22 protein-coding genes are annotated in these 25,655 nt (G+C 66.7%); 7 read left to right on the top strand and 15 right to left on the bottom strand.

Features of this window, described 5'->3' with window-relative positions:
* Nucleotides 1–91: 91 nt before the first annotated feature.
* Nucleotides 92–1,930, top strand: coding sequence for a dihydroxy-acid dehydratase (gene ilvD / locus ASF27_RS00515; RefSeq protein WP_056356929.1), 1,839 nt, complete (start codon nucleotides 92–94; stop codon nucleotides 1,928–1,930).
* Nucleotides 1,931–2,101: 171 nt separating this feature from the next.
* Here the strand turns inward: ilvD and ASF27_RS00510 are convergent, their stop codons facing one another.
* The 14 genes from ASF27_RS00510 to coxB all read right to left on the bottom strand — a co-directional run bounded on the left by ASF27_RS00510 (nucleotide 2,102) and on the right by coxB (nucleotide 16,761).
* Complete coding sequence (locus ASF27_RS00510; RefSeq protein WP_056265904.1) at nucleotides 2,102–3,046, bottom strand: hypothetical protein; 945 nt, start codon at nucleotides 3,044–3,046, stop codon at nucleotides 2,102–2,104.
* Nucleotides 3,047–3,098: 52 nt separating this feature from the next.
* A complete protein-coding gene (locus ASF27_RS00505) occupies nucleotides 3,099–3,446 on the bottom strand; it encodes a hypothetical protein (RefSeq protein WP_056171686.1) in 348 nt (115 codons plus the stop codon).
* Nucleotides 3,447–3,678: 232 nt separating this feature from the next.
* Nucleotides 3,679–6,564, bottom strand: coding sequence for a sensor domain-containing phosphodiesterase (locus ASF27_RS00500; protein ID WP_056171684.1), 2,886 nt, complete (start codon nucleotides 6,562–6,564; stop codon nucleotides 3,679–3,681).
* Nucleotides 6,565–6,758: 194 nt separating this feature from the next.
* A complete protein-coding gene (locus ASF27_RS00495) occupies nucleotides 6,759–8,054 on the bottom strand; it encodes a pitrilysin family protein (protein WP_056356927.1) in 1,296 nt (431 codons plus the stop codon).
* Nucleotides 8,055–8,059: 5 nt separating this feature from the next.
* Complete coding sequence (gene thrC, locus ASF27_RS00490; protein ID WP_056302621.1) at nucleotides 8,060–9,472, bottom strand: threonine synthase; 1,413 nt, start codon at nucleotides 9,470–9,472, stop codon at nucleotides 8,060–8,062.
* 64 nt (nucleotides 9,473–9,536) lie between these two features.
* Nucleotides 9,537–9,953 carry a DUF4864 domain-containing protein gene (locus ASF27_RS00485; RefSeq protein WP_056265892.1) on the bottom strand — a complete coding sequence of 139 codons (417 nt, stop codon included), beginning with the start codon at nucleotides 9,951–9,953 and terminating at the stop codon, nucleotides 9,537–9,539.
* A gap of 76 nt (nucleotides 9,954–10,029) precedes the next feature.
* A complete protein-coding gene (locus ASF27_RS00480) occupies nucleotides 10,030–10,761 on the bottom strand; it encodes an SURF1 family protein (protein ID WP_244474307.1) in 732 nt (243 codons plus the stop codon).
* Nucleotides 10,762–10,784: 23 nt separating this feature from the next.
* Nucleotides 10,785–11,183: a DUF983 domain-containing protein gene (locus ASF27_RS00475; RefSeq protein ID WP_056172168.1), complete on the bottom strand. Its 399-nt coding sequence runs from the start codon at nucleotides 11,181–11,183 to the stop codon at nucleotides 10,785–10,787.
* Nucleotides 11,184–11,284: 101 nt separating this feature from the next.
* Nucleotides 11,285–12,142 (bottom strand): cytochrome c oxidase subunit 3, encoded by an 858-nt coding sequence (locus ASF27_RS00470; protein ID WP_056356923.1) that lies wholly within the window; start codon nucleotides 12,140–12,142, stop codon nucleotides 11,285–11,287.
* 134 nt (nucleotides 12,143–12,276) lie between these two features.
* Nucleotides 12,277–12,876 carry a cytochrome c oxidase assembly protein gene (locus tag ASF27_RS00465; RefSeq protein ID WP_056171674.1) on the bottom strand — a complete coding sequence of 200 codons (600 nt, stop codon included), beginning with the start codon at nucleotides 12,874–12,876 and terminating at the stop codon, nucleotides 12,277–12,279.
* A 20-nt stretch (nucleotides 12,877–12,896) separates the two neighbouring features.
* On the bottom strand, nucleotides 12,897–13,061 hold the full coding sequence (locus ASF27_RS22620) for a hypothetical protein (RefSeq protein WP_056171672.1): 165 nt from the start codon (nucleotides 13,059–13,061) through the stop codon (nucleotides 12,897–12,899).
* On the bottom strand, nucleotides 13,058–14,011 hold the full coding sequence (locus ASF27_RS00455) for a heme o synthase (protein ID WP_056172166.1): 954 nt from the start codon (nucleotides 14,009–14,011) through the stop codon (nucleotides 13,058–13,060). Before ASF27_RS00455 ends, ASF27_RS22620 begins: the two co-directional genes overlap by 4 nt.
* Nucleotides 14,012–14,201: 190 nt before the next feature.
* The gene (gene ctaD / locus ASF27_RS00450) at nucleotides 14,202–15,833 is read right to left on the bottom strand and encodes a cytochrome c oxidase subunit I (protein WP_056171670.1); all 1,632 of its coding nucleotides are present in this window, start codon (nucleotides 15,831–15,833) and stop codon (nucleotides 14,202–14,204) included.
* Nucleotides 15,834–15,918: 85 nt separating this feature from the next.
* Nucleotides 15,919–16,761: a cytochrome c oxidase subunit II gene (gene coxB / locus ASF27_RS00445; RefSeq protein ID WP_056171669.1), complete on the bottom strand. Its 843-nt coding sequence runs from the start codon at nucleotides 16,759–16,761 to the stop codon at nucleotides 15,919–15,921.
* Between the two features lie 276 nt (nucleotides 16,762–17,037).
* Between coxB and ASF27_RS00440 the strand changes: the two genes are divergently transcribed.
* The 6 genes from ASF27_RS00440 to ASF27_RS00415 all read left to right on the top strand — a co-directional run bounded on the left by ASF27_RS00440 (nucleotide 17,038) and on the right by ASF27_RS00415 (nucleotide 24,175).
* Nucleotides 17,038–17,946, top strand: a complete 909-nt coding sequence (locus ASF27_RS00440; RefSeq protein WP_056171667.1) for a LysR family transcriptional regulator — start codon at nucleotides 17,038–17,040, stop codon at nucleotides 17,944–17,946.
* Nucleotides 17,947–18,104: 158 nt separating this feature from the next.
* A complete protein-coding gene (locus ASF27_RS00435; RefSeq protein WP_056171665.1) occupies nucleotides 18,105–18,578 on the top strand; it encodes a formate dehydrogenase subunit gamma in 474 nt (157 codons plus the stop codon).
* Entirely contained in the window at nucleotides 18,575–20,134 is a 1,560-nt protein-coding gene (locus ASF27_RS00430; RefSeq protein ID WP_056171662.1) for a formate dehydrogenase beta subunit, read from the top strand. The genes ASF27_RS00435 and ASF27_RS00430 overlap by 4 nt, the downstream gene beginning before the upstream one ends.
* Nucleotides 20,135–20,147: 13 nt before the next feature.
* Entirely contained in the window at nucleotides 20,148–23,009 is a 2,862-nt protein-coding gene (gene fdhF / locus ASF27_RS00425) for a formate dehydrogenase subunit alpha (protein ID WP_056356920.1), read from the top strand.
* A complete protein-coding gene (fdhD, locus tag ASF27_RS00420; RefSeq protein WP_056356916.1) occupies nucleotides 22,996–23,850 on the top strand; it encodes a formate dehydrogenase accessory sulfurtransferase FdhD in 855 nt (284 codons plus the stop codon). The genes fdhF and fdhD overlap by 14 nt, the downstream gene beginning before the upstream one ends.
* Nucleotides 23,851–23,884: 34 nt before the next feature.
* Nucleotides 23,885–24,175, top strand: a complete 291-nt coding sequence (locus tag ASF27_RS00415; RefSeq protein WP_056171658.1) for a formate dehydrogenase subunit delta — start codon at nucleotides 23,885–23,887, stop codon at nucleotides 24,173–24,175.
* A 10-nt stretch (nucleotides 24,176–24,185) separates the two neighbouring features.
* Here ASF27_RS00415 and ASF27_RS00410 read toward each other — a convergent pair whose 3' ends face one another.
* On the bottom strand, nucleotides 24,186–25,082 hold the full coding sequence (locus tag ASF27_RS00410; RefSeq protein WP_244480889.1) for a hypothetical protein: 897 nt from the start codon (nucleotides 25,080–25,082) through the stop codon (nucleotides 24,186–24,188).
* Between the last annotated feature and the right edge of the window lie 573 nt (nucleotides 25,083–25,655).

Genomic DNA, 25,655 nt, shown 5'->3' with positions numbered 1-25,655 from the left:
TCCACGGGGGCCGAACCCCAAGACCTGCGAAAAGGCCCTTGCCACGCATCGCCTCCCGCCCGCAAAAGCGCGGCGAACCGTGAGAGATGCGATGCCCGCCTACCGTTCCCGCACCACCACCCATGGCCGCAACATGGCCGGCGCCCGCGGCCTGTGGCGTGCGACCGGTATGAAGGACGGCGATTTCGGCAAACCGATCATCGCCGTGGTGAACTCCTTCACTCAGTTCGTGCCCGGCCATGTCCACCTGAAGGATCTCGGCCAGCTCGTGGCCCGGGAGATCGAGGCGGCCGGCGGCGTCGCCAAGGAATTCAACACCATCGCGGTCGATGACGGCATCGCCATGGGCCATGACGGGATGCTGTACTCGCTCCCCTCGCGCGAACTCATCGCCGATTCCGTCGAGTACATGGTCAACGCCCACTGCGCCGACGCGATGGTGTGCATCTCCAATTGCGACAAGATCACACCCGGGATGCTGATGGCGGCTTTGCGCCTCAACATCCCGGCGGTGTTCGTGTCCGGCGGTCCCATGGAGGCCGGGAAGGTCCAGCTCAAGGGCGTGATCAAGAAGCTCGACCTCGTCGACGCCATGGTGGCGGCGGCCGACGACCGAGTGTCCGACGAGGATGTGGCCGCCATCGAGCGCGCGGCCTGTCCGACCTGCGGCTCGTGCTCGGGCATGTTCACGGCCAATTCGATGAACTGCCTGACCGAGGCCCTCGGTCTGTCCCTGCCCGGCAACGGCTCGGTGCTGGCGACCCATGCAGACCGCCGCCGTCTGTTCGTCGAGGCCGGCCACCTCATCGTCGATCTCGCCAAGCGCTACTACGAGGGCGACGACGCCAGCGTGCTGCCCCGCGCGGTCGCGGGCTTCTCGGCTTTCGAGAACGCCATGACCCTCGACATCGCCATGGGCGGCTCCACCAACACGGTGCTGCATCTGCTGGCCGCCGCCCACGAGGCGGAGGTGCCGTTCACCATGGCGGACATCGACCGGCTCTCACGGCGCGTACCCGTGCTGTGCAAGGTCGCCCCGGCGGTGGCCGAGGTCCACATGGAGGACGTGCACCGGGCGGGTGGCATCATGGCGATCCTCGGTGAACTCGACCGCGCCGGCCTCATCGATGCGCAGGCCGGGAGCGTGCACGCCGGCACACTGGCTCAAGCCCTCGACCGCTGGGACGTGCGTCGCACGGCCAGTACCACGGTGTCCGAGTTCTACCGCGCCGCGCCGGGCGGTGTGCCGACCCAGGTCGCCTTCAGCCAGGCGGCGCGCTGGGAGGACCTCGACCTCGACCGCGAGGGCGGCGTCATCCGCGCGGCGGCGCATGCCTATTCGCAGGATGGCGGTCTCGCCGTGCTTTACGGAAACCTCGCCGTCGACGGCTGCATCGTGAAGACGGCGGGTGTCGACGCCTCGATCCTCACCTTCACCGGCATCGCCCGGGTGTTCGAGAGCCAGGACGCGTCGGTCGACGCCATCCTCAACGGGCGGGTGAAGGCCGGCGAAGTCGTCTTGATCCGCTATGAAGGTCCCCGTGGCGGTCCCGGCATGCAGGAGATGCTGTACCCGACGAGCTACCTGAAATCGAAGGGCCTCGGCAAAGCCTGCGCCTTGGTCACCGATGGGCGGTTCTCCGGTGGCTCGTCCGGCCTGTCCATCGGACACGTCTCGCCGGAAGCGGCGGAGGGCGGCCTCATCGGCCTCGTGCGCGACGGCGACCGCATCGAGATCGACATTCCGGGACGCAGCATTCATCTCGCCGTTGACGAGGCTGAACTCGTCGCTCGCCGAGCCGCACAGGACGCCGCCGGGTGGAAGCCGGCCGAGCCACGCAAGCGCCGGATCACCACGGCTCTGCGGGCCTATGCGATGTTCGCCACCAGCGCCGCGCGCGGGGCCGTGCGTCAGGTCGGACCCGAATAGGGGTTCGGCCCCACCGGAGCGCTCTCCGCCGAAGTGGATGCCGGTTCGTCGAAGAGCATGGCCAAGCAAGAGCCTCGCGCTGCGTCCCGACCCAACGTGGTCGGGTACAGCTCTCACAGCGCCTGAACGATCTCAACCGGGCTCTCGTCACGAGAAGCCAGTTTTTCCGTGTCAGGGGATGGGGTCGAGCAGGATCGGATAGCAACGCGCGCCGGCCGCCGCCGCCAGGACTTCCACGGCGCCGACGGTCGAGGCATCTCCCGCGACATGGACCACATCGGTGGTGCGCAGCGACGGCAGATGCGCCGTCAGGGGGCCGGGTCGCACGTCGGGCGGGCGCTGGCGGCTGCGGTCGGCGACGAGCACGACGCGGCCGACGCCCGTGGCACGCAGCCAATCCAGGGAGGGCCGCATGTAGAGGTCGAGGGGGTCGCGGGCACCGACATGGATCGCCACCTCGCGCGCCGGCTCGATGTACCGCGCGGCCCGCGCAATGGACCAGATCGGAGCGAATCCGGTCTCGGCGGCGACGAGGACGAGGCGGCCGCCACCGGGCCGGTAGTAGCCCCGGCCGACGGGCCCTTTGATCTTCACCGGATGGTCGAGCCGGATGCCGTCGCCGAACGCGTCGGGCAGGGCCGCGCGGTCTCCGGTGAGGCGAAGGTGAAAGACGAGTTCGTTGAGTTCCGCCGCGCCGTCGACGCGCAGGGTCGGACTGAGGGTGACGGGATCGAAGCCCTCGAAGGTGGCCACCACGCCATGGCCCGGTTCGAAGGCGAGCCGCTTGGTGATCGTCACCACGACTTCGAGGGTGTGTGGCCCGAGTGGGGTGATCTGCGTGACCGTTCCGGCGCGCTTTTGCGCAGGAACAGGCTTCACCGGGGCAGCGACCGTCTCGGACCGCTCGATGAGGCTGGGGCGGGGCAGGGTGAGCTTGACGGCGTCCGAGCGGTGGCTGCGTGCCTGTGCACGCCGGGGGAGGGGGCCGGACCCCTGGCCCAGGAGACCGGGTTGCGCGGCGATCATCCCGTCGGCCAGGGCGGCTTCCAGGGGCGTATCACCCGTGGAAACACGCACGGACCTGCCGTTGACCACGAGGGAGCAGCGGGCGCTCATCAGTATCCCTCGAACGGGGCAGGGCGGCGCGTCGCGCGTCGCGGAGGGGCGGCTATCGTGCGGTGTGCAGGAGCTGGTCGACGAGGGCGGCCCAGCGGTCGCGCACGGCCTGGGCCTCGGGCGTCAGCGGCTCCGGGTCGGCGATGGTCGCGATGCAGGCCCGCAGGTGGGCGGCCTCGTCGCGTTCCGAGCGTAGAACCGCCTTCATGACGAGGAGCTGGGCCTTCAGGTGAGCAACCTCCTCGGAGGCCTGCGCGCGATTCTCGGGGGCCGCGGCGCCCGGGTGAAGCGTGACGACCTCGGCCATGGGGGTCTCGACGAGTCGAAGCGGCCGGGCCATCAGGCGCCGCACGATGGTGGAGTCGAAACCTTCGTCGGTCCGGAGTGCGGCCTCGGCCATCACGCAATTCCCTCTCGCACGGCCACTCGAATCTGGCCTTTCGTCATCGAGAACGATGCCGGATCATGGTTAAGGGAGGTTTAAGCCGATCCAAGACATTCACGCGATGGGGCGTTCTACCGAGGCGGCGGACGAACTCGTCCCGACCCGAGCAGACGTGTGGCGTTCGACCGACCCTGCGTGACGCGCCGTCTCGACGAAGCCATTCGGCGTGTCGATCGACCGGGCGGTCTCAGGCGGCTTCCGGGGCCGCTCCAAGGAGCTGTCGAGCCTGGAGCATCGACATGGGCTCTCCGAAGGCGAAGCCCTGAGCGTACTCGCAGCCGAGTTCCGCCAGCGCCTGCGCATCGGCTTCCGATTCCGCACCCTCGGCCACGATGGCGAGGCCGAGTTCCTGCGCCATCTTGACGATGGAACGAAGGATCCCCGTGCGTCCCGTCGCGATCTGGCGAACGAAGGATTGGTCGATCTTGATCGTGTCGAACGGAAAGCGCTGGAGGTACGACAGGGCGGAGTAGCCCGTCCCGAAATCATCCAGCGACAGGCCGGCGCCCAGATCATGGATGCGGGCGAGCATCTGCGCCGCGTATTCCGGATTCTCCATCACCAGGCTCTCGGCGAGCTCGAGCTTGAGAGACCCCGGCAGCACGCCGGAACGCGCCAGGATCGTCTTCACGTCGTGCAGGAGATCGTGGCGCAGCAACTGACGCGACGACATGTTGACGGTGGCGAAGATCGGCGGTTCGACGTCGAGGGAACGTTGCCAGGCGGCGAGTTCGAGGGCCGTGCGCTCCAGGGCGAAAATTCCGAGGTTGACCACGAAGCCGCATTCCTCGGCCACCGGCATGAAGGTGGACGCCGGGATACGGCCGAGTCTCGGATGGTCCCAGCGCAGGAGCGTCTCGAAACCCGCGACGGTGCGGTCCTCCAGCCGGACGATGGGCTGGAACAGCACTTTCATCTCGTTGCGTTCGAGGGACCGGCGCAGGTCCCCTTCGAGCATCAGGCGGTCGCCGCGCTCGTTGCGCATATCGGCGCGGAACACCTCGATGCGGTCGCCGCCGCCGCGCTTGGCCTGGATCATGGCGATCTCGGCGTTCTTGAACACCTCCTCGCGTTTCAGGGTGGCTCCGACCTCGTGCAGGACGATGCCCACGGACACCGTGAGGAAGATCTCGCGATCGGCGTAGGTGATGGGCGTGGCGATGGCCTTGCGGATCATCTCGGCGAACGAAAGGATACGGTCGGGATCGCGTTCCGACAGCAGGATGAGGGCGAATTCGTCGCCCGCCACCCGGGCCAGGGTGTCCTGCGGGCGGAGGAGCCGGCCGAGGCGACGCGACAGGGTCAGCAGGATCGAGTCGCCGGCCGAGAGACCAATCGCGTCGTTGATGGCCTTGAACCGGTCGATGTCGAGAACGATGGTCGTCGGCTTCAGACGCGCATCCTGGCTGGCAAAAGCGAGTGCCGCGTCGAGTCGGTCGTGGAACAGTTCGCGATTGGGCAGTCCCGTGAGGCTGTCGTGCACGGCATCGTGCAGCAGGCGTTCCTCGGCGGTCTTCACCTCGGTGACGTCCGCGATGGTGCCGACGATGCGCACCACCTCGCCGTCGGTGCCGATCACGGGGCGCGCCTTCAGGCGATACCAGTAGTACGGCCCGGCCGTGGAGCGCAGGCGGAAATCGTGGACGATGCGGCCGCGCCGTTCCTCGATGACCGTATCGAGGGCGGCCGAGTAGCGCTCCACGTCGAAGGGATGCACCAGGGCGAGCCAGTTCACCGCCGGACCTTCGAGGGTTCCCCGCTTCAGGCCGAGTTGCCCCTCCATCTCCTGACCGGCGAAGACCCGGTCGCCGGGTACATCCCAGTCGAACACCACGTCCCCTGCGCCGGTCAGCGCCAGCGCTCGACGCTCGGTGTCGGACACGAGGGCGTGGGTGAGGCCACCCCCGGCGAAGGCGTGCTGCATCACCGTGAACCCGATGAGCATGACGATAAGGACGAGACCACCGATGAGGGCAGGCTGCACGAGATCGGAACCGATCTGGCCGGTGATGGCGAACCCCGCCGCCACCACCCACACAAGAAGAAGGAACCATGTCGGGATCAGCAGGATCGCCCGGTCATAGCCGTTATGGGCGGCGAGATAGACGATGAGGAGCAGGCCGACGCCGGCCACCGCCGCGATGGAGATGCGGGCGACGCCCGCGGCCACGGGCGGATCGAACACCGCGAGCGCGACGAGGCCCGCGAGGAACGCGAGCCAGAAGAACGCCACGTGGCTGTAGCGCACGTGCCATCGGCTGAGGTTGAGATAGGCGAATAGGAAGACCAGCAGGGTGGCGCCCAGCACCGCCTCGGCCGACGCACGATAAATTCGCTCCGCCACCTCGGTGACGGGGAGAATGCGCTGCAGGAACCCGAAATCGATGCACGCGTAGGCGAGCACAGACCACGCCAGCGCTGCGGCGGCCGGGAAGATGATCGCGCCCTTGACCACGAAGATGATCGTTAGAAACAGAGCCAGCAGGCCGGCGATGCCGATGATGATCCCTTTGTAGAGGGTCAGGCCGGTGGACTTCTTCCGGTAGGCTTCCTGGTCCCAGAGGTAGACCTGGGGGATGTTCGGTCCACGCAACTCGGCCACATAAGTGACGGTGGCGCCGGGATCGAGGGTGATGACGAACTGGTCGGCTTCCGGGTTCTCGTCGCGCTCCGGGCGGATACCCTGGCTCGCCGTGATCGCGGCGATGCGCGAGCCACCGAGATCGGGCCAGATCACCCCGGACCCGACGAGACGGAAATGCGGGGCGACGAGGACCCGGTCGATCTGCTCGTCGGTGTCGTTGGTGAGCGCGAACACCATCCAGTCGGGGCGTGCACCCGTGTCGCGCGCCTTGACGACGATGCGGCGGACGATGCCGTCCTTACCCGGGGCCGTGGAAATCTGGATGAGGTCGCCGTCCGAGCGGTAGCGCTCGATCATCGTCGTGAGGTCGATGGCCGGCGCATCGAGGGTGACCCGCACGGCCTCGACGGCGCGCGCCGGCGCGCTGAAGACCAGGGCGCCGAACAGGGCCGTGAAGACGGCGGCGAAGACGAGGAGGATTTGACGCAACGGGCGAGTGTTCCGGCCGGGCGGGCGAGTGTGACGAATACGGCTCAGCTAGGGTGCCCAGTCGTATCGGCGGCGACCTCCACCGGCAAGGCGGAGTGCTCGCCGAAGCGGAGGCACCCACTGTTTCTCAACCGTGACGCCGGACCCGCTGGATCACGTTCCTTTGCGGCCAAAACAAGCCGACCGCGAAATCCTTAGGCCGCGCTCAAGGCCGCCGTGATCCGCTCGAGGGACGGCAGCTTCTTGATCGGGCCGATGGCGGCGAGGGTCGGGGCGCCGGTGAGAAGCCTTCTGCCGGCAGCCCGCACATCATCGACGGTCACGGCATCGACCTTGGCGATGACCTCCTGCGCCGGAATCACCCGGCCCCAGGCTAGGATCTGGCGGGCATTGCGCTCGATGCGGCCCCCCGGTGTTTCGAGGGCCGACAGCAGGGCGACCTTGAGCTGTGCCTTGGCGCGGGCGACCTCGACGGTGTCGGCGTCGCGGGCCGCCCGGGTTGTGGCCTCCAGGGTCACGTCGATCAGTTGGCCGAGATCGCCGCCCGAGGTGCCGGCGCCGATGCCGAACAACCCGCAATCGTAGAAGGACCAGTGGAACGCCTGAATCTCGTAGGCGAGGCCCCGCGTCTCGCGGACCTCGTGCCACAGGCGCGAGGTCAGGCCGCCGCCGAGCACTTGAGCGAACATATGCAGGGCGTAGTAGCCGGGATCGCGGAACGAGAGGCCCGGCAGGCCGAGGACCACGTTGGCCTGCTCGAGCTTCTTCTGGATCCGCTTCTCGCCGCCCTTGTAGACACCCGGGACCGTCTCGGGGGGCGTCGCAGCCTTGAGATCCCCGAAATGGGCCCGCGCCGATTCGACGATGGCGTCGTGCGCGATCGCACCGGCAGCCGCGAGCACGATGCGGTCTGGGGTGTACTCGCGCGCGATGTAGGCTTCGATGCCGGCGCGGTCGAAGCTGTTGATCGTCTCGGGCGTCCCGATGATCGGCCGACCCATGGGCTGATCGGGGAAGGCCGCCTCGGTGAAGGCCTCGTAGATTACGTCGTCGGGGGTATCCTCGATGGCGGCGTGTTCCTGAAGGATCACGCCCTTCTCACGCGCCAGCTCGCCGGCCTCGAACACCGAATCCGTGAGAATATCGCCGATGACGTCGAGGGCCACGCCGGCGTCCTCGCCCAGTACGCGGGCGGTGTAGCTCGTGCCCTCGGCGGAGGTGGCGGCGTTGATGTCGCCACCGACGTTCTCGATGTCCTCGGCGATGCGCCGGGCCGAGCGCGTGGTCGTGCCCTTGAACGCCATGTGCTCGATGAGATGGCTGAGCCCGCTCTCGTCCGGCCGCTCGTGCCGGGAGCCTGCGCCGACCCAGACGCCCAGGGTCGCCGTCGCGACACCCGGCATCGCCTCCGTGACGACGGTGACTCCATTGTCCAGGCGGGTGATCCGCAGGTCAGGGGAGGCGCCATGGGTGGCGAAGTGCTGGTTCATGGAATTCAGCCGGCCTTGGTGATGCGGGCGTGGGTGCGGATGAAGCTCTCCACGGCCGCCTGATCGTTGGCGACGCGGGAGAATTTTTCCTCGCGGTCGAGGAGGTCGGCGAGATGCGGCGGCAGGGCAGGGCGCGCTCCGCCGACGGCCTCGGACACGGCATCGGGGAACTTCGCCGCGTGTGCGGTCGCCAAGGCGACGACGGGCGTGCGCGGATCCTTATCGAGGAGCCGTCGGGCGGCATGGACGCCGATGGCGCTGTGCGGATCGATGACGTGACCGGTTTCGGCGAAGGTCCGGGCGATCTCGGCCTTCACGGCATCCTCGGGCACGGCGGTAGCGTCGAACTCGGCGCGCACGGTGTCGAGGACCGCCTCGTCGAGGCTGAACCCGCCCGACTGTTTCAGCCCGGCCATGAGCCGGCCGAGGCTGGACGAATCCCGGCCGAGGGCCTCGAACAGCAGACGCTCGAAATTCGAAGAGATCTGGATGTCCATGGAGGGCGAGGTGGTAGGCTGGACTCCGCGGACCTCATAGGACCCGTGCTCCAAGGTCCGTGCCAGGATGTCGTTGGCATTGGTGCCGATCATCAGGCGATCGATGGGCAGGCCCATGCGCTTGGCGACCCAGCCGGCCAGGATGTCACCGAAATTGCCCGTGGGCACGGCGAACGAGACCCGCCGATGCGGTGCGCCGAGAGCGACCGCGCTGGTGAAATAATACACCGCCTGGGCGGCGACCCGCGCCCAGTTGATGGAATTCACGCCCGAGAGCTTCACCGCATCGGCGAACTCGGCGTGCTGGAACAGGGCTTTGACGATGTTCTGGCAATCATCGAAATTGCCGTCGATGGCGATGGCGTGGACGTTGTCCGCCCCGACCGACGTCATCTGCCGACGCTGGACCTCCGAGACGCGGCCCTCCGGAAACAGGATGAAGATGTCGACCTGATCGAGGCCGCGGAACGCTTCGACGGCCGCCGAGCCGGTGTCGCCCGAGGTGGCGCCGACGATGGTCGCCCGCGACCCGCGCGCCCGCAGGACATGGTCCATGAGCCGCCCGAGGAGCTGCATCGCCACGTCCTTGAACGCGAGCGTCGGCCCATGGAAGAGTTCGAGCAGGAATAGGTTGTCGTCGAGCTGGGTCAGCGGACACACGGCCGGGTGCCGGAACGTCGCGTACGAGTCCTCGATCATCCGATCGAAATCGGCATCCGCGATCTCGCCATCGATCAGAGGGCGCAGGACGATCTTGGCGGCATCGGCGTAGCGCAGGCCCGCGAGCCCCGCGATGGTTTCGTGCGACAGTTGCGGCCAGCTCTCGGGCACGTAGAGACCGCCGTCGCGGGCAAGCCCGGCGAGCAAGGCGTCGGAGAAGGAAAGGGGCGCCGCTGCGCCGCGGGTCGAAACGTGAAGCAAAGGGGCCTCCAGGAAGGCGCCCCGTCTACACCAAGCCGTCCGGCCTGTCGAAACCTGATGCGCCTCAGGTGCTGGTGCCCGGCGCCTTCTTGAGTTGGCACCCCGTGATGCGCCATGCACCGTCTGATTGTTTCTCCAGGGTGTAGAGGGCCACCCAGTCGATGCCGGCCTCGTCCTGCAGCTTCACACCGAGGGCGACACCGTTGGCATCGACATCCTCCACCCGGTCCACGCTGTAGCTTCGAGCGCGATAGACGGCGGCGTAGCCCTGTCGCACCATGGCGAGGAAGGTGTCGGGCGAGGGGAACATCCCCTGGATCGCAGGTGCAGCCTGGGCGTAGGCCGTCGCCGCATCGTCCTTCCGGAAAGCCTCGATCTGTCGGGTGACGGTGGCGCGGGCAGCCTCGCGCCCAGCTTCATCGGCGGCGTGCGCCGCGCTCCACGTCAAACCGAGGGTCAGCAACAGGATCGCGGCGCGCATGGGCACACTCCAGGGCGTGATCCGCCCTCCCAGAGAGTAGCGCACACCCCGTTGCCGGCAAGCCGACGGAGAACGGTCAGGCAGGGTCGGGTGCGTCGAAGAGGCGCTTCCAGGCGAACACACCGAAGACACCGATGAGGCAGCCGGCGATGCCGAACCACGTGAAGGCGTATTGCAGATGGTTGTTCGGCAGGTCGACCCGCAACTGACCGCCCTTCGGCCAGCCGCCCGGATTGGGAGTGGCGTCGGCTTCGACGAGATAGGGCAGAGGGGCCGCCAGCCCGGCTGCCGCGCTGATGCCGGCGATGTCGCGGTTGAACCACTCGTTGCGCGCCGCATCGGGGGCGGGGACGAACATGGTCCGCGGCTCGGAACCCCGCAGGATACCGGTGATCGTGGTCTCGCCCGCGATCTGCCCGACCGTCCGGCTCGTCGGCGCTTTCAGTTCCGTGGGTACGAAGCCGCGGTTGACCAGCACCGTATCGCCCTCGGACCGCCGTAGCGGCGTCAGGACATAATAGCCCTGGAGCGCGCGACCGGGTGCGGCGCCGGCGGCCAAGCCATGGACGAGGGTCTCGCGGTCGTTGAGTAGCGTGCCGGTCACCCGCACTCGCCGAAACTCGTCGGCCTCTGGGTTCCACGTGCCCGGCGCCGGCAAGGACGCCGGTGGTTCGATGCGCGACCGGTCGAGGATGCGCCCGATGAGCGCTTCCTTCTGGCTCTTGCGATCGAGCTGCCAAACGCCGAGGCCGAGGAGAATCGCGAGACAAACGAGCGAGACGAGGCCGGGCGCGATCAGAGCTCGCACGGCCCCAGGTCGAACGGCCGACACTAGCGAAAGCGTCCCTGCTCGGCCTTGTTGGCGAATTGAAGGGCCGCGAGCACGCCCTTGAGAGGCCGAATGATGGCGAGGCTCAGACCAATGGAGAGCGACCCGGCGACGACGGCGTGGACCCAGATCGGCGGCTCGTAGGAAATCTCCATCCACAGGGCGAGGCCGACCACGATGGTACCGACGATGGACATGACGAAGAAGGCCGGACCATCGCCGGAATTGAAGCCGGAATAGTCGAGACCGCAGGCCTCGCAGGACGGCGCGAAGGTGAGGAAGCCGTCGAACATGTGACCTTCCCCACAGCGCGGGCAGCGCCCGCGCAGTCCTGTGGGAATCGGTGGGGGAAGCGGCCGCGTAGCGTCCAAGATTCGTACTCCTCGAGCCCGGGTGAGCATCGGCTCGATTTGGATATGGGGATAGGAGTTGGTCTCGACACGCGAAAGGGCGGCTCGCGCCGCCCTTTCATATCTCCCATGCAGCCGAGGGCCGCTCACGATCAGTGGGCGGCGTGTCCGATGCCAGATCCCCAGACGTAGATCGAGGCGAACAGGAACAGCCAGACCACGTCAACGAAGTGCCAGTACCAAGCGGCGAACTCGAAACCGAGGTGCTGCTTCACGGTGAACTGACCGAGATACGCACGGTAGAGGCAGATGGCGAGGAAGATGGTGCCGATGATGACGTGGAAGCCGTGGAAGCCCGTCGCCATGAAGAAGGTCGCCGAGTAGATGCTGCCCGAGAAGCCGAAATGGGCGTGGGCGTACTCGTAGGCCTGACAGGCCGAGAACAGCACGCCGAGGATGATCGTCAGCCACAGACCATACTTCAGGCCCTTGCGGTCGTTGTGCAGCAGGGCGTGGTGCGCCCACGTGATGGTCGTGCCCGAGGTCAGCAGGATCAGGGTGTTGAGAAGCGGCAGGTGCCAAGGGTCGAAGGCTTCGATGCCCTTGGGCGGCCACGTTCCGCCAGTGAAATCGACGCGGGTCGATTGGATGGGGTCGGCGGTGTAGAGCGCGGCCTCGAAATAGGCCCAGAACCACGCGGCGAAGAACATCACCTCCGAGGCGATGAACATGATCATGCCGTAGCGGTGGTGGAGCTGCACCACGCGGGTGTGATCGCCGGTGTTGGCCTCGTGGACCACGTCTTTCCACCAGGCGTACATGGTGTAGAGCACGCCGATGGTGCCGGCACCGAAGATGTACGGACCCGGGCTGAGGGTGCCGATGGTGAGGCTCTTCATCCAGAAGACGGCCCCGAACGCCATCAGGAAGCCGGAGAAGGCGCCGATGAGCGGCCACGGACTCGGGGCGAGAATGTGGAAATCGTGGTTCTTGGCGTGCGCCTCGGCCATCTAACGTCTCTCCTGACCCCTGGGCCCCGACCGTGACGGCCCCGGGCTCTCTCATTGTTTCGGCTCGACCGGATGCCCGGCTTCCACGCTCAGACCCTTAATCGGCCGGGCGCGCTCTTGTCACGCTTGCTGCGTCAGAAATTCGACTTCTTTCCCGTGCCGCCCGTTGTCGCAAGCGCGGCCGTGGGCTGACCGTTCTTCGACGCGAAGTAGGTGTAGGACAGTGTCATCTCCGAGAGGTGCGCGGTGTTCGAATCCTGGCGTACGGCCGGATCGATGTAGAACACCACCGGGAAGTCCATGGTCTCGCCCGGCTGCAGGGTCTGCTCATTGAAGCAGAAGCACTCGATCTTGACGAAGAACGCGCCCATCAGCGCCGGCTGGACGTTGAAGGTCGCGATGCCGGTGGATGGTACGGTGCCGGTGTTCTTCACCTTGAAAAAAACGGTCTTGGTTTCGCCCAGGCGGGCCGTGACTTCGGCGGCCTCGGCCTGGAAGCGCCAGGGCAGGCTGGAGGATACGTTGGTATCGAACCGGACCAGCATGCCGTCGTCGGTGGCGGCCGCCACCTGAGCGATGCCCTTGCGCGGGGTGCCGTCGAAGCCCGTTGCTTTGCAGAACATGTCGTAGAGCGGCACCGACGCGAAGGCGAGGCCGATCATTCCGAAGGCGAGGCCCGCGCAGGCGAACGCCGTGACGGCGGCCTTGCGGGAGGGATTCGTGCGATCGGTCATGGTGTCTCCCTCGCCACGCGTCAGAGCGCGCGATTGAGGACCTGAGGTCCGAGCTTCGCGATGGTCAGAACGTAGAAGATCGCCACGAGGGTGAAGAGGACGGCCGCGATGGCGAGGGAACGCTTGCGCCGGCGCTGCGCCTCCTCCGGCGTCAACGGCCGCGGCTGGTTCTGAAGGCCGCTCACGCGATCACCGTCCGAAACAGGCCAAGGCTGTGCTCGGCCAGAAGGGCGGAGAACAGTAGGAAGAGGTAGAGGATCGAGAAGCCGAACATGCCGAGCGCCGCCTTGCGCTCTGCCTCGCCCTCCCGATTGCGGAAAACGTGAACGCTGAAAGCCAGCATGCCGAGGCCACCCAGCAGCGCCGTCACGCCGTAGAGCAGTCCACCGAAGCCGAGGAAGACCGGGGCGAGGCCGATGGGGAACAGGACGAGGGAGTAGTAGATGATCTGGCGGCGGGTCGATTGCGGCCCGGCCACGTTCGGCATCATCGGGATGCCGGCCTTGGCGTATTCGCCGGACTTGATCAAGGCCAGCGCCCAGAAGTGCGGCGGCGTCCAGATGAAGATGATGAGGAACAGGACGATCGACTCGATGCCGACGGAGCCTGTGACGACGGCCTGACCGATGACCGGGGGAAGGGCGCCTGCGGCACCCCCGATGACGATGTTCTGTGGCGTCGCACGCTTCAGCCACATGGAATAGAACACCGCGTAGAACACGATGGTGAAGGCGAGGAGCCCGGCGGCGAGCCAGTTCGAGGCGAGGCCGAGAACAAGGACCGAGCCGACGGATAGGACGATGCCGAAGGCCAGGGCTTCGTTGGGCTGGATGCGCCCGTCCGGAATCGGGCGCTTGGCCGTCCGGGTCATCACCGCGTCGATGTCAGCATCCCACCACATGTTGAGGCAGCCGGAGGCGCCGGCACCAACCGCGATCATGAGCAGCGAGATCGTACCCACCACCGGCTGGATGTGGACGTTCGATACCGCCATGCCGACGAGTGCGGTGAAGATCACCAGCACCATCACCCGGGGCTTCAACAGGGCGAAGAAGTCGGAGACTTCGCCGCCGACGGCCATGATGACCGGTTGCGGCTCGGCGTCAGCGGATAGGCTGTTCGACAGGCTCGTCATGGGGACCTGCATGGGGACCTGATTGAGTTTGTCGTAGCGAATGGGGCTTCGGATCGCGCCGTCATCGAGTGTGACGTCCTGGCGCCGCCCTTTTCGGGATGCCCGCCCGCGAGTTCGGTGGGAAGGCATCCGGGAAAGAGCGAGGACCGCTGGCGCGGTCCTCGCAATCCGAAAAGCTGTGGCTTTTCTCTTAGTGGCCCGGCTCGTCGACGATGCGGGGCAGCGTCTCGAACTGGTGGAAGGGCGGCGGCGACGACAGCGTCCACTCGAGGGTGGTCGCACCTTCACCCCAGGGATTGTCGGCGGCGCGTCGGCTGGAGCGGAACGCTAGAACCACGCCGATGAAGAACACCACCATGCCGAGGGCGAAGATGTGCCCGCCCCAGGTCGAGACCTTGTGCCATCCGGCGAACGCCTCCGGGTAGTCGGCATAGCGACGCGGCATGCCGGCGAGACCGAGGAAGTGCATCGGGAAGAACAGTACGTTCGCGCCGATGAAGGCGAGCCAGAAGTGCAGCTTGCCGGCCCATTCGGGGATGATGTGGCCGGTCATCTTCGGGAACCAGTAGTAGACACCGGCGAAGATGATGAACACCGCGCCGAGCGAGAGCACGTAGTGGAAGTGCGCCACGACATAGTAGGTGTCGTGCAGGTACTTATCGACGGCCGAGTTCGCGAGCACGACGCCAGTGACGCCACCGACGGTGAACAGGAAGATGAACCCGACGGCCCAGTGCATGGCGGCGGTGAAGCGGATGGACCCGCCCCACATGGTGGCGATCCACGAGAAGATCTTCACGCCGGTGGGCACCGCGATCACCATGGTGGCGAACACGAAGTAGGACTGGGTCTGGAGCGACAGTCCGACGGTGTACATGTGGTGTGCCCACACGACGAAGCCGACGACGCCGATGGCCACCATGGCGTAGGCCATGGCGAGGTATCCGAACACCGGCTTGCGCGAGAAGGTCGAGATGATGTGCGAGACGATGCCGAAGGCCGGCAGGATCATGATGTACACTTCGGGGTGACCGAAGAACCAGAACAGGTGCTGGTAGAGCACCGGATCACCGCCGCCGGCCGGATCGAAGAAGGTCGTGCCGAAGTTGCGGTCGGTGAGCAGCATGGTGATCGCGCCGGCGAGAACCGGCAGCGACAGGAGCAGCAGGAACGCGGTCACCAGCATCGACCAAGCGAACAGCGGCATCTTGTGCAGGGTCATGCCCGGCGCGCGCATGTTCAGGATCGTGGTGATGAAGTTGATGGCGCCGAGGATCGAGCCGGCGCCCGAGAGGTGGAGAGCGAAGATCGCGAAGTCGACGGCGGGGCCGGGATGTCCGGCGCTGGAGAGCGGAGGGTAGACGGTCCAGCCGGTGCCGGCGCCGCTGGAGCCCGGAGCGCCCTCGACGAACAGCGAGCAGACGAGGCTGAGGAAGCCCGCCACCGTCAGCCAGAACGAGATGTTGTTCATGCGCGGGAACGCCATGTCGGGCGCGCCGATCATGAGGGGCACGAACCAGTTGCCGAAGCCGCCGATGAGGGCGGGCATCACCATGAAGAACACCATGATGAGGCCGTGGCCGGTCACGAACACGTTGTAGGTGCCGGGGTTGGCGAAATACTGGAGGCCGGGCTCCTCCATCTCCATGCGGATGCCGAAGGAGAGGAACGCGCCGATGATGCCCGCGCAGAAGGCGAACAGCAGATAGAGAGTGCCGATGTCCTTGTGGTTCGTGGACAGGAACCAGCGGGAGAAGAACGGTGGCTTGTGATCGTGGGCGTGGGCGTCGTGGTGCCCCGAATGTGCTGCGGCGTTAGCCATGGATAGACCTCAGTCCAGGTTTCTCTTGAATCTCATGAAACGAGGCCGGACCGGGCGCCTTTCGCGCCTGGTCCGGCCGGACCCGTCAGCGGGCCGCAGCGAACTTCGAGGTGTCGTTGTCGATCCGAGCGAACTTCGTCTTACCCTCGGCGAGCCACTTCGCGTACGCCTCGTCGCTCACGACCTGGACCGTGATCGGCATGTAGGCGTGACGGGCGCCGCAGAGCTCGGAGCACTGACCGTGATAGGTGCCCTCGCGCTCGGCCTTGAACCAGAACTGGTTGAGGCGGCCGGGGATGGCGTCGATCTTGAAGCCGAAGGACGGGATCGCCCAGGAATGCAGCACGTCGGCAGCGGTGACCTGGATCTTCACGATCTTGTTCACCGGCACGACCATGTCGTTGTCGGTGCCGAGCAGCTTGGGCTGCTTGTCCTCGTCGAGGTTGGCGTCGAACGTGAAGCCCCCGCCGTTCTCCACGGCCGGATACTCGTAGGACCAGTACCAGGCGTGGCCGATCACCTTCACCAGCACGTCGGCCTTCGGGTCCGAGAGCTGCGTGCGCAGCAGGCGGAACGAGGGAATCGCGACGGCGACGAGGATCAGCACCGGGACGATGGTCCAGGCCACCTCGATGAGTGTGTTGTGGGTGGTCTTCGAGGGCGTCGGGTTCGCCTTCTCGCTGAAGCGGAAGACGCAATACAGGATCAGCGCCAGCACGAAGAGCGAGATGCCGAACGAGAGCCAGTGCATGCCCTGCTCGAACGTGTGGATGTCCCGTGCATTCTCGGTGACCGGGACCTGACGGTCCATCTGCCAGGGCACGGGTTGACCGATGCCCGCCGCCAACGCGGAGGATGACGAGACGAGGACGGCGCCAAGCGCGGCAAGCCCCCATGATGACCGGTGTTGCGCCTGCGTCGTCCGCATCTGCCTCTCTCGGCTCCCCATGACGTGATCGATTGTCCCCGCGCCTCTTGCTATATTTAGACGAAAGCGCAAGTGCGTTCTGCGGGTGTTGCGGCATCCCGCGGATTTTGCCCACCTTGAATGCCGATCGGCGTGTCAGACCACATGGATTGTGGGGGCGCAACCGCAACAGCGTCGCATCGGCGGCATTCCAGCGGGTTACGCCGGGTCGGACCCGCGCGATGCGCGCGTTCCCCCAAAGGGGAGTCCCGTCGTCAGGGAGGTTCGTGCCGGTCCGTGATCGAACGCCTCGAATTCATCCTCGCTCTCGCCCGCGAGCGTCATTTCGGCCGGGCCGCGCAGGTCTGCAACGTCTCGCAGCAGACCCTGTCGGCCGGCGTGAAGCAGCTCGAGGAACGCCTCGGCGTCATGCTGGTCCAGCGCGGCTCACGCTTCCAGGGCTTCACCCCGGAGGGCGAGCGGGTGCTCGAATGGGCGCGCCGCATCGTCGGGGATGCCCGTGCCATGCGGGAGGAGGTGGCGAGCCTCCGGCGCGGCCTGTCCGGGACCCTGCGGCTCGCCGCGATCCCCACGGCTACGCCCATCGTCGCAGCCCTGACGACGCCGTTCCGGATGCGCCACCCCGAGGTACGGTTCTCCGTGCACTCCACCACCTCGGGCGAGATCGGCCGCCTCATCGCCGATCTCGAGATCGATGCCGGCATCACCTACCTGGAGAACGAGCCGCTGGGACGCCTCACCGCCGTGCCGCTCTACCGCGAGCGCTACCGGCTGCTCACGGCGGTGGACGGCGTGTTCGGCGCCCGGGACTCGGTGACATGGGAGGAGGTGGCCCGCATCCCGCTCTGCCTCCTCACCCCCGACATGCAGAACCGCCGGATCATCGACCGGCACCTCACCAATGTCGGGCGGGTTTCGGCGCCGCTCCTCGAATCGAACTCGATGATCGTGCTGCTCACCCATGTCCGGACCGCGAAGTGGGCCAGCATCATGCCGGCAGTGCTGGCCGACAGCTTCCGCCTCAGCGAGCGGGTACGGGCCGTGCCCATCGTCGAGCCCGACGTCAGCCACCTCATCGGCCTCGTCGTGCCCGAGCGCGAACCGATGACGCCGCTCTGCGCCGCCCTGATCGTCGAGGCCCGCGCCGCCGCATCCACCATCGCGCAGGATATTGCCTCTCTGTGAGGTTTGCCGTCGCGGCGATCTCTGCCGTCGCTATGAGTTTTTGCGTTGCACAATCGAGTTTTGACAAAAATCTGTTGTCGACCAACGGAAAGGCGCGATTGATTCAAGCTCGGTGATATACCACCTTGGAACGAGAACAAGATAAACCGGGTGGAACAATGCTGCCGAACGAGCCCTGGAGCGAGCCCCGCGCCGCCGGGATCATCGCCGAACATCTTCATCTCGAAGGGGCGACCCTTCCGATCTTGCACGCCCTTCAGGAAACCTTCGGCTACGTCGACGAGGGGGCCGTACCGCTCATCGCCGACGCCTTGAACCTGTCGCGCGCCGAGATCCACGGCTGCATCACCTTCTACCACGATTTCCGCCGCGCCCCGTCGGGCAAGCATCAGGTGAAGCTGTGCCGGGCCGAGGCCTGTCAGGCCATGGGCTCGGACAAGCTCCACGCCGACATCCTCGCCCGCCTCGGGATCGATTGGCACGGCACAACTTCGGATGGGCAGGTCACCGTCGAGCCGGTCTACTGCCTCGGCCTCTGCGCCAACGGCCCCGGCGCCCTCGTGGACGACGAGCCCCTGGCCCGGCTCACCGCCGACTCCCTGGAATCGGCCCTCGCCGAGGTGAAGTCATGAGCATCACCCTCTACGTTCCCCGCGATGCCGTGGCCCTGGGACTCGGGGCCAACCGCGTCGCCCGCGCCCTGTTCGCCGGTGCCGAGCGCCGGGGCCTCGATGTCACCATCGTCCGCACGGGATCTCGTGGGATGCTGTGGCTCGAGCCGATGGTCGAGGTCGGCACGCCGGACGGGCGCATCGCCTACGGTCCGGTCACCCCCGGGGATGTCGATGCGTTGCTCGACGCCGGCCTGGTCGACGGCGGGGAGCATCCCCTGCGCCTCGGCGACCCCGAGAAGATCCCCTACCTCGCCCGCCAGCATCGCCTCACCTTCCAGCGCTGCGGCGTCGTCGATCCAGTCTCCGTCGAGGATTACCGGGCGCACGGTGGCTACAGGGGTCTGGAAGCGGCCCTGAAGCTCGATGCCGCCGGCATCGTCGCCGAGGTGCGCGAGTCCGGCCTGCGCGGGCGCGGCGGCGCCGGTTTCCCGGCCGGCATCAAGTGGAACACGGTGATGCTCGCCGCGTCGGACCAGAAATACGTGGTCTGCAACGCCGACGAGGGTGATTCCGGGACCTTCGCCGATCGCATGATGATGGAGGGCGACCCCTTCAACCTCATCGAGGGCATGACCATCGCGGGCATCGCGACGGGCGCTACGCGCGGCTACATCTACCTTCGTTCGGAATACCCGCAGGCCTTCGCGACCCTGAAGGAAGCCATCGCCAACGGGGTGAAGGCCGGATTCCTCGGTGCCGACGTCATGGGCTCCGGCAAAGCCTTCCACCTCGAAGTGCGCCTCGGCGCCGGCGCCTATATCTGCGGCGAAGAGACCTCGCTGCTGGAGAGCCTCGAAGGCCGTCGCGGCATCGTCCGCGCCAAGCCGCCGATCCCGGCGCTCAAGGGCTTCCTCGGCCAGCCGACACTGGTCAACAACGTGATGACCTTCACGGCCGTGCCCTACATCCTCGAGCACGGCGCCAAGGCCTATGCCGAATACGGCATGGGCCGGTCGCTCGGCACGCTGGCGATCCAACTCGCCGGCAACATCAAGCATGGCGGTCTCATCGAGTACGCCTTCGGCATCACCCTCCGGGAGATCATCGAGGATTTCGGCGGCGGCACGCAGAGCGGCCGTCCGGTGCGCGCGGTTCAGGTCGGTGGCCCGCTCGGGGCTTACTTTCCCGATCACCTCCTCGACACGCCCCTCGATTACGAGGCGATGGCGGCCAAGAAGGGCCTCGTCGGCCACGGCGGCATCGTGGTGTTCGACGACACCGTGGACATGGCCAAGCAGGCGCGCTTCGCCTTCGAGTTCTGCGCGGTGGAATCCTGCGGCAAGTGCACCCCCTGCCGCATCGGCGCGACGCGCGGCGTGGAGACCATGGACAAGGTCATCGCCGGCACGGACACGCAGCGCAATCTGGCCGTCATTTCAGACCTTTGCGACGTCATGACCGACGGGTCGCTCTGCGCCATGGGCGGGCTCACCCCAATGCCCGTCATGAGCGCGATCACCCATTTCCCCGAGGATTTCGAGCGTGGCGGACACATGTCCGTCGCCGCCGAGTAAGGAGGCGCGACCCATGGCCCTCATCAAAGAGATCGATTACGGCACCCCGATCCGGGTGTCCGAGCAGACCGTGACGCTCACCATCGACGGCATGCACGTCACAGTGCCGGCCGGCACCTCCGTCATGGCCGCCGCCATGCACGCCGGCACGCAGATCCCCAAGCTCTGCGCCACCGATTCGCTGGAAGCCTTCGGCTCCTGCCGCCTTTGCCTCGTGGAGATCGAGGGCCGGCGCGGTACCCCCGCCTCCTGCACCACCCCGGCCGAGAACGGCATGGTGGTCTCGACGCAGACGGACAAGCTGGCCAAGCTCCGAAAGGGCGTGATGGAGCTCTACATCTCCGATCACCCCCTCGACTGCCTGACTTGCGCGGCCAACGGCGATTGCGAGTTGCAGGACATGGCCGGCGCGGTCGGCCTGCGCGACGTGCGCTACGGCTACGACGGCGCCAACCACGTCAAGCCGTCCTCGGACCAGTACCTGCCGAAGGACACCTCGAACCCCTACTTCACCTACGATCCGTCGAAGTGCATCGTCTGCAATCGCTGCGTCCGCGCGTGTGAAGAGGTGCAGGGCACCTTCGCGCTCACCATCGAGGGCCGCGGCTTCGACAGCCGCGTCGCCGCCGGCCCGACGAACTTCATGGAGTCCGAGTGCGTGTCCTGCGGCGCCTGCGTGCAGGCCTGCCCTACGGCGACGCTCCAGGAGAAGTCGATCATCGAGCACGGCCAGCCCGATCACTCCGAGATCACCACCTGCGCCTATTGCGGCGTCGGCTGCTCGTTCAAGGCCGAGATGCAGGGCACCCGCGTGGTGCGGATGGTTCCTTACAAGGGCGGCAAGGCCAACGAGGGCCATAGCTGCGTGAAGGGACGCTTCGCCTACGGCTACGCCACCCACAAGGACCGCATCACCAAGCCGATGATCCGCGACAAGATCACGGACCCCTGGCAGGAAGTGTCGTGGGAGGTCGCCATCGACCGCGCCGCGTCCGAGTTCAAGCGCATCCAGAAGACATACGGCAAGGATTCGGTCGGCGGCATCACCTCGTCGCGCTGCACCAACGAGGAGGCCTACCTCGTCCAGAAGCTGGTCCGGGCCGCCTTCGGCAACAACAACGTCGACACCTGCGCCCGCGTCTGCCACTCGCCTACCGGCTACGGCCTGATGTCGACGCTGGGCACCTCGGCCGGCACCCAGGACTTCGCCTCGGTGGCGCATTCCGACGTCATCCTGGTCATCGGCGCCAACCCCACCGACGGCCACCCTGTCTTCGGCTCGCGGATGAAGAAGCGCCTCCGAGAAGGGGCAAAACTCATTGTCGCGGACCCGAGAAAAATCGATCTGGTGAAGTCGCCCCACGTCAAAGCCGACTTCCACCTGCCCCTCAAGCCCGGCTCCAACGTCGCCTTCATCAACTCGATGGCGCACGTCATCGTCACCGAGGGGCTTATCGACGAGGCCTATGTCCGCGAGCGCTGCGATCTCGGCGACTTCGAGGCCTGGGCGCGGTTCGTGGCCGACGAGCGCCACTCGCCCGAGGCCCAGGAGCGCTTCACCGGCATCGATCCGGCCGAGCTCCGGGGCGCCGCTCGCCTCTACGCCAAGGGTGGCGCGGCCGGCATCTATTACGGTCTCGGCGTGACCGAGCACAGCCAGGGCTCGACCATGGTCATGGGCATGGCCAACGTCGCCATGGCCACCGGCAACATCGGCATGCTGGGCGCAGGCGTGAATCCGCTCCGCGGTCAGAACAACGTCCAGGGTTCGTGCGACATGGGTTCGTTCCCGCACGAACTGCCGGGCTACCGTCATGTCTCCGACGACGCGACCCGCGAGACCTTCGAATCCCTGTGGGGCGTCTCGCTCGACAAGGATCCTGGCCTGCGCATCACCAACATGCTCGACGAGGCCGTCGATGGCGCCTTCAAGGGCATGTACATCCAGGGTGAGGACATCGCCCAGTCCGACCCCGATACGCACCACGTCACCGCCGGCCTGATGGCGATGGAGTGCATCGTCATCCAGGACATCTTCCTCAACGAGACGGCAAAGTACGCCCATGTCTTCCTGCCGGGCGCTTCGTTCCTTGAAAAGGACGGCACCTTCACCAATGCCGAGCGCCGTATTTCCCGCGTGCGCAAGGTGATGCCGCCGCTCTCCGGCGTTGGCGACTGGGAGGGCACGATGCTGCTCTCGAACGCCCTGGGCTACCCAATGAACTACAGTCACCCGTCCGAGATCATGGACGAGATCGCCTCGCTCACCCCGAGCTTCAAGGGTGTGAGCTTCGCCAAGATCGACGAGCTCGGCTCGATCCAGTGGCCGTGCAACGACGCGGCGCCGCGTGGCACGCCGATGATGCACGTCGACCGTTTCGTGCGGGGCTTGGGCAAGTTCATGATCACCGAGTACGTACCGACCGAGGAGCGCACGGGTCCGCGCTTCCCGCTCATCCTCACCACCGGGCGTATCCTGTCGCAGTACAATGTCGGCGCTCAGACCCGCCGCACTGAGAACTCGCGCTGGCACGAGGAGGACGTGCTGGAGATCCATCCGTTCGACGCCGAGGTGCGCGGCGTCGTCGACGGCGACCTCGTGGCGCTGGAAAGCCGCTCGGGCGACATCGCCCTCAAGGCCGTGGTCTCCGAGCGGATGCAACCGGGCGTGGTCTACACCACGTTCCACCATGCCAAGACCGGCGCCAACGTCATCACCACGGACTACTCGGACTGGGCCACCAACTGCCCCGAGTACAAGGTGACGGCGGTGCAGGTCCGGCGCACCAACCGGCCTTCCGATTGGCAGGCGAAGTTCTATGAAGAGGACTTCTCCCTGACCCGTATCGCGACCCAGTTGAATGCTGCCGAGTAGCCAGGACCTGAACGAGAACGACGCGCCGGCCGAGACCGCCCGGCGCGTCAAGACCTTGGTCGTCGCGTACGACGATCCCGCCGCCCGGCCGGGCGAGCGCGACCTCGCTGTCGAGATGCCGGTCAACCTCGTCTACGGCAGCGTGCCGTACGCGGTGATGATGACGACGCCGGCCGACCTCGTGGATTTTGCCTACGGGTTCAGCCTCACGGAGGGCATCGTGGCCTCGGCCGGCGAGATCCGGGACGTCACGGTCGAGATCGCCGATGGGGGCCTGCGTCTCCTCGTCGACCTCGCTCCGGGGCGCCTTCGTGAGCACCTTGCCCGCAAACGTGCCATCAGTGGCCGGACCGGTTGCGGCGTATGCGGGATCGACGATCTCTCCGCACTTCCCATGGCCGAAGCTCGCGTCGATGGGGCGGGCAGTGTCGGAATCGCCGCCATCGAACGGGCTCTCACCACACTCGGTGAGGCACAGGTGCTGAATCGTCGGACCCGCGCGGTTCACGCCGCCGCCTGGGCCAATCTCGACGGGTCCCTGTTCGCGGTAAGGGAGGATGTCGGGCGTCACAACGGCCTCGACAAACTCATCGGCGCTCTGATGCGCGAGCGGATCGACCCGGCGACCGGTTTCCTCGTGATCACGAGCCGTTGCTCGTTCGAGATGGTCGAAAAGGCGGCCAGCCTCGGCGCGTCGATCCTCGTTGCCATCTCCGCTCCGACATCGCTGGCCATCGACCGGGCGCGGCTGCACGGCATGACCCTCTGCGCTATCGCCCGCTCCGACACCCTCACGGTCTTTCACGGTCGCGAGCGTTTGATCCTCGCCCCGTCTCTCTGATCGATCCTGCAACGCAAACGACGCGAGCGTCCCCATGAGCGCCATGACATCCGATCAGAAACTCGTCCGCATGGCGAACCAGATCGCCACCTTCTTCCGCTCGTATCCGGACGACGAGGCTGTTGCCGGCATCCACAAGCACATCGTGGCGTTCTGGACTCCCAAGATGCGCCACGCCCTCGTCGCTTTCGGCCCCACGGAAGGGAGTGGGCTCGATCCGCTCGCACTCCAGGCGATCACCGAGAAGCCTCAGGCAGAGAGCCCCGTGCGCGCTGCCACCCGGGACCCCGCGCTTCAGGGCGCCGGCGCGAGCGACGCCGGCTGACTGGGGGACGTCAGTCTTTGGCTGGCTCGCTCGGCGGTGTTGCCCCCGGCACGATGGTGGCGCCGCCGATCACCCGAACCGACTTCTTCTGATCCGCGGGTGGGTCCTTCCACGCTTTAGGCGCCTTCGCGTCGATTTGCGGCTGCACGGCAGCTGGTGTCGGCGCAGTGGCGTTCGTCGCTGGCGTCACGGACTTCGGGGCTTCGAGGGAGGCAGCCGCCGGCTCCCGCACTTCCGGCTTTGACGAAGGCGTCTCGGACAGGCGGGGTGCCTGCGGGGTGATCCGGGTAGCGGCCGGCTTCGGCGGAGGATTGAGCCGGACCACCTTGCCCGGAGCTTGGGGGGGGATTTGAGCTTGCGACGGCGCGTCGGGATTCAAGCCCATTGGATTGCGGTCCAGGGGTTCGGCTCGGCCCACCCGAACGGCATCGAGCGGCGCGCGGCGAAGCGGTGCGTTCGGAACGGTGCTGGGCGGTATGATTCGCTCCGCTTCACGGACGGGACGGCGCGGAACCGCCTCCTCCTCGGTCCAACCGTATCCCGGCGCCGGCCGCGCAACGCGCACCGGCGGCGAGGCGAGGGCGACGTTCAGACGTTGGCGACGAAGGATTGCGCCATCGTGGGCATCGACGAACACGCGCACGCGCTCGCCATAGGGGTCGTCGGCTTCGACGACGTAGGCACGACCGTCGAATTGGGGTCGGGTGACGGCAGTGAATCCGCGGTCGTTCAGTCGCCACACCACGGCGCGCGGCGGCATCGGCATGTCGCGGTCGTCAAAATACTGCGCCATGGCGATTCCCGATCCGAAGACGGACAGGGTGAGGCCGCACAGTATCTTTGAGAGGCGCGGCATTGACGCGCGCGGACGGGGCTTGCTGCGCTGGTTCTGACCACGCACGATCATGAGGCCTCGTTCAGAAGGTTCGATCCGGAGGCCCGCTGTTGGCGCGGGTCCTCCGGTGGGTCTCCGCCAGGGCCTCGCCCCCGCATGCCGCTTGTGCCCGGCAAGGTCTTGTTAAGCGTGGGATTGGGGCGGGAATGCGAGGGCTTCGAGGCGGGTTTCTGTCGGGGTATGCCGAAGCAGGACTCGATCCAAACCCGTACCTGCGGCAACGGAGCGGGCCGTGAAACGTTCGCGCGCGCGGAAAAGGCTTACAAGCCGTCAGAACGGGCCTTGCTGGAGCGTTTAAAATCTGTCACTTTCCGTCGTTAGGACAGCAACGCTGTCCCATTTCCGGGGTAGTGACTTCCTGGATGGCCAAGGATCTCCGCGGGTGACGTTTCCGGCGAACAAACGAGATTCGAAGACGATCGCTATCGTGGCGATTCGGGTCCGCGTGGCTTGAGACCAAGCCGGCGTCGTGCCCGCGGGTCGCGGGCGCTTCCTCACCGAAGTCCCGCTGACAAACAGATCCGCTGAGAGCCGACGTTGTCGAGAGGATGCACCCGGGAGCCGTTTGGCGCTTGGGCACGAAAC

It is taken from the genome of Methylobacterium sp. Leaf102 (assembly GCF_001422425.1).
Taxonomy (GTDB): domain Bacteria; phylum Pseudomonadota; class Alphaproteobacteria; order Rhizobiales; family Beijerinckiaceae; genus Methylobacterium.
Note: the sequence above shows the minus strand (reverse complement) of the source record. Positions and strands in the feature narration are given on the sequence as shown.

Bases quoted from the DNA above. Each gene is read 5' to 3' on its own strand.
- ilvD (WP_056356929.1), top strand. From the start codon at position 92: ATGCCCGCCTACCGTTCCCGCACCACCACCCATGGCCGCAACATGGCC.
- ASF27_RS00510 (WP_056265904.1), bottom strand. From the start codon at position 3,046: ATGAGCGCCCGCTGCTCCCTCGTGGTCAACGGCAGGTCCGTGCGTGTT.
- ASF27_RS00505 (WP_056171686.1), bottom strand. From the start codon at position 3,446: ATGGCCGAGGCCGCACTCCGGACCGACGAAGGTTTCGACTCCACCATC.
- ASF27_RS00495 (WP_056356927.1), bottom strand. From the start codon at position 8,054: ATGAACCAGCACTTCGCCACCCATGGCGCCTCCCCTGACCTGCGGATC.
- ASF27_RS00485 (WP_056265892.1), bottom strand. From the start codon at position 9,953: ATGCGCGCCGCGATCCTGTTGCTGACCCTCGGTTTGACGTGGAGCGCG.
- ASF27_RS00475 (WP_056172168.1), bottom strand. From the start codon at position 11,183: ATGCTCACCCGGGCTCGAGGAGTACGAATCTTGGACGCTACGCGGCCG.
- ASF27_RS00470 (WP_056356923.1), bottom strand. From the start codon at position 12,142: ATGGCCGAGGCGCACGCCAAGAACCACGATTTCCACATTCTCGCCCCG.
- ASF27_RS00465 (WP_056171674.1), bottom strand. From the start codon at position 12,876: ATGACCGATCGCACGAATCCCTCCCGCAAGGCCGCCGTCACGGCGTTC.
- ASF27_RS00455 (WP_056172166.1), bottom strand. From the start codon at position 14,011: ATGACGAGCCTGTCGAACAGCCTATCCGCTGACGCCGAGCCGCAACCG.
- ctaD (WP_056171670.1), bottom strand. From the start codon at position 15,833: ATGGCTAACGCCGCAGCACATTCGGGGCACCACGACGCCCACGCCCAC.
- coxB (WP_056171669.1), bottom strand. From the start codon at position 16,761: ATGCGGACGACGCAGGCGCAACACCGGTCATCATGGGGGCTTGCCGCG.
- ASF27_RS00435 (WP_056171665.1), top strand. From the start codon at position 18,105: ATGCTGCCGAACGAGCCCTGGAGCGAGCCCCGCGCCGCCGGGATCATC.
- ASF27_RS00430 (WP_056171662.1), top strand. From the start codon at position 18,575: ATGAGCATCACCCTCTACGTTCCCCGCGATGCCGTGGCCCTGGGACTC.
- fdhF (WP_056356920.1), top strand. From the start codon at position 20,148: ATGGCCCTCATCAAAGAGATCGATTACGGCACCCCGATCCGGGTGTCC.
- fdhD (WP_056356916.1), top strand. From the start codon at position 22,996: ATGCTGCCGAGTAGCCAGGACCTGAACGAGAACGACGCGCCGGCCGAG.
- ASF27_RS00415 (WP_056171658.1), top strand. From the start codon at position 23,885: ATGAGCGCCATGACATCCGATCAGAAACTCGTCCGCATGGCGAACCAG.
- ASF27_RS00410 (WP_244480889.1), bottom strand. From the start codon at position 25,082: ATGATCGTGCGTGGTCAGAACCAGCGCAGCAAGCCCCGTCCGCGCGCG.